The organism is Alcanivorax sp. HI0044 (assembly GCF_001634945.1).
This window is the reverse complement of record NZ_LWEZ01001274.1, coordinates 1-3,456: the sequence shown is the minus strand read 5'-3', so window position 1 is coordinate 3,456 and position 3,456 is coordinate 1. Positions and strand designations below refer to the sequence as shown.

At 60.6% G+C, this 3,456-nt stretch carries 2 protein-coding genes; one reads left to right on the top strand and one right to left on the bottom strand.

What is annotated here, in order from left to right; translation table 11 throughout:
* Nucleotides 1-55: 55 nt before the first annotated feature.
* Nucleotides 56-916, bottom strand: a complete 861-nt coding sequence (gene speE / locus A3730_RS18400) for a polyamine aminopropyltransferase (RefSeq protein WP_063521111.1) — start codon at nucleotides 914-916, stop codon at nucleotides 56-58.
* 248 nt (nucleotides 917-1,164) lie between these two features.
* Here speE and speA point away from each other — a divergent pair, with 248 nt between their 5' ends.
* On the top strand, nucleotides 1,165-3,045 hold the full coding sequence (speA, locus tag A3730_RS18395; RefSeq protein ID WP_063521110.1) for a biosynthetic arginine decarboxylase: 1,881 nt from the start codon (nucleotides 1,165-1,167) through the stop codon (nucleotides 3,043-3,045).
* Nucleotides 3,046-3,456: the final 411 nt, after the last annotated feature.

Here is a 3,456-nt window from a genome sequence, read left to right as displayed (position 1 = left end):
TTCAACTTTCAACTTTCAACTTTCAACTTTCAACTTTCAACTTTCAACTATCAACTCAGCCCTTAATCGCCTTCTCCATAAACGGCGGCAAAACCAACGCCCCCTTATGCATCGCCGCTGAATAATACTTCGTCTCAAATCCTTTGCCTGTGGCATCCGTTACGCGGAATTCGCTCACGTCGGTGTTCTTGCCCGCCAGGGTGCAGCTCCACCAGCCGCTGGGATACACCGGCTGCGGGAAGGGCAGGGTCTGGGTGCTGGTGAAACCCGCTTCGCGCATGTTGGCGTGCAGATCCTTGATGATGGTATCGCTGTGCAGCAGCGGGGATTCGGACTGCTGCACGATGATGCCGCCGTCGGCCAGCACGCGGTGGCAATCGCGGAAGAACTCGGCCTTGAACAGGCCTTCCGCCGGGCCCACCGGGTCGGTGGAATCCACGATGATCACGTCCACGCTGCCGTCTTCACAGTTGCGCATGTATTGCACGCCGTCTTCGAACAGCAGTTCGGCGCGGCTGTCGTTGTTGGACTCGCACAGTTCCGGGAAGTATTTCTCGGAGTAGCGGGTGACCATTTCGTCGATGTCGATCTGGGTGGCTTTTTCCACGCTGGGGTGGCGCAGCACTTCACGCAGGGTGCCGCAGTCGCCGCCGCCGATGATGATGACGCGCTTGGGGTTGGCGTGGCTGAACAGCACCGGGTGCGACATCATCTCGTGGTAGAGGAAGTTGTCGCGGGTGGAGAGCATGGTGGCGCCATCGATGGTCATCAGGTAACCGAAGGTGTCGGTTTCCCACATCTCGATGTGCTGATACTCGGTTTGCACTTCTTCCAGCTTCTGTTTCAGGCGCAGGCCGAAGGCGGTGCCGGCGGTGTCGAAGTGCTCGTAAAACCAGTTGTTTTTGGTGCTGCTCATGGGCGGGTCCGGTGGAATGGTGTGGGCGGAGTGATCGTCTTTCGTCATGCAAGCATGACTTCCCACAAAAACCGGTGCCACCCTGGGGATGGTCTTTGTGGGAAGCGATGCTCGCATCGCGAATGGGCTACCTCTCAAAGCCGGATTGTAAGGCCTGCGCCCCCCATGTAAAGCAGGAAAAAGGGGTGCGAGTGCGGCGCCCCGGCAGGCATAATGCCCCCAGATAACTCCTTTATTCAGGACCCGTAATGACCGACAACTCTCCCTTGCCCGCCAGCGACATCTATAACGTGGATCGCTGGGGCGACAGCTACTTCCGTATCGACCACTTGGGCCAGCTGTGTGTGCGGCCCAATGGCGAGCAGGGCGGCCAGGCCACGCTGGAAGCGGTGCTGGAAAGTTGCCGGGCGGCCGGGTTGCGGGCGCCGGTGCTGGCGCGCTTTTCCGGGATTTTGCGCCAGCGGGTGAAGCTGCTGGCCGGGGCTTTCCGGGAGGCCATCGATAGCCACCAGTATCAGGGCGACTACACACCGGTGTACCCGATCAAGGTGAACCAGCAGCGCCGGGTGGTGCACGAGATTCTGCGCGCTCGTGATGAAGGCGAGCGAGTGGGCCTGGAAGCGGGCTCCAAGCCGGAGCTGCTGGCCGTGCTGGCGCTGTCCAACCCGGGCGACACTATTGTCTGCAATGGCTACAAGGACGCGGAATACCTGCGCCTGGCGCTGATGGGCGAGAAGCTGGGCTTCCGCGTGCATATCGTGGTGGAGAAGATGTCCGAGCTGCCGGCGCTGCTGGCGCTGGCAGACGAGCTGGGCGTGTCGCCGCGTATCGGCCTGCGGGTGCGGCTGATGAGCATCAGCAAGGGCAACTGGCAGAACACCGGGGGTGAGAAGTCCAAGTTCGGCCTGAGTGCGCCGCAGCTGATGGCGGCCATCGAGCATTGCCGTGCCGCCGGGCGACTGGACTGCGTGAAGCTGCTGCATTTCCACCTGGGCTCACAGGTGGCCAATATCCAGGATATTAAAGCGGGCATGCGCGAAGCGGCCCGTTACTACACCGAGATGCGCGCCCTGGGCGCGGCGGTGGAAACCGTGGATGTGGGCGGTGGCCTGGGGGTGGACTATGAAGGTACTCACTCCCGTTCCTACTGCTCCATGAACTACGGGGTGGGCGACTATGCCCGCCATATCGTGCAGACCCTGCAGCAGCAGTGCGCCCAGCACGGGTTGCCGGAGCCCAACATCATTTCCGAATCCGGCCGGGCGCTGACCGCCCACCATGCGGTGTTGCTGGTGAATATCACCGATCAGGAGCAGATGGCGTCGGTGGCGGTAGAGGCGCCCACTGCAGATGACGCGGCGGAGTTGCAACAACTGTGGGAACTGCAACAGGCCCTGGCCGGTGAGCCGGGCAATCTGCTGGAGCGCTTTTCGGAAGTGACCGGCGCCTGGCAGGACATTCACCAGCGTTATATTGCCGGGGATCTGGGCTTGGCCACCCGCGCCCGTGGCGAGCAGCTGTATATCAATTGCCTGCTGGCCCTGCGCGGTCGTCTGAATCCGCTGCGCAAGCAGCAGCGCGAACTGCTCGACAGCCTCAACGAAACCCTGGCGGACAAGTTGTTCGTGAACTTCTCCGTGTTCCAGTCGGTGCCGGATGTGTGGGGCATCAACCAGGTCTTCCCGGTGCTGCCGCTGTCCGGTCTGGATAAACCCGCTACCCGCCGGGCGGTGATTCAGGACATTACCTGCGATTCCGATGGCCGCATCGACCAGTTCGTGGATGGCGAAGGCGTGGAAGCCACCTTGCCGCTGCCGGAACAGCTCAACGGCCACCTGGGTATTTTCATGGTGGGCGCGTACCAGGAAATCCTCGGCGACATGCACAACCTGTTCGGCGATACGGATTCCGTGGATGTGGACGTGGATGACAACGGCAACATCGTGCTCGACCACGCCATTCACGGCGATACGGTGAGCTCGGTGCTACGCTACGTGAACTACGATACCGACAAGCTGCTGGCGTCCCTGGAACAGCACTGCCGCCAGGCGCATTTGAATAATGCCGAGCAAGAAGGCTTTATCGAGCTGGTACGCGAGGGGCTGGCAGGGTATACGTATCTGGAGTAGCGAAGCGCAGCCACAAAATGCGTTTCGACGAAGCCGCTGTAGGAGTGCATCTTGAGGCGCGAACCTTGCGAAGCAAGGAAATCGCCCGTAGGGCGATCAGGCATTTCAGTGCTCGGCAGGTTTCAGAAAGAATAACGGGTAGCGTTAATCTTTGTCGCCTTGCTGTGCAAGGTTCGTCCCCTGGAAGGTGTATTCGCTACGCTCACCCTTCGGGCCGCACGGAACTACGTGCGTTACTTCGCTACGCGTCGTTCCTACAGGGGCTTCGTAGCCAGCAGATTTTTTTCAGCCAGCAAGGAGAGCGCCATGCGTTATGAACTCTGTGCCAGCCAGGATCTACCGGAAGGACAAAGCCGTGCCATGAAGGCGGGGGACACCAAGTTGGTGGTGTACCACCTGAGTGATGGCTTC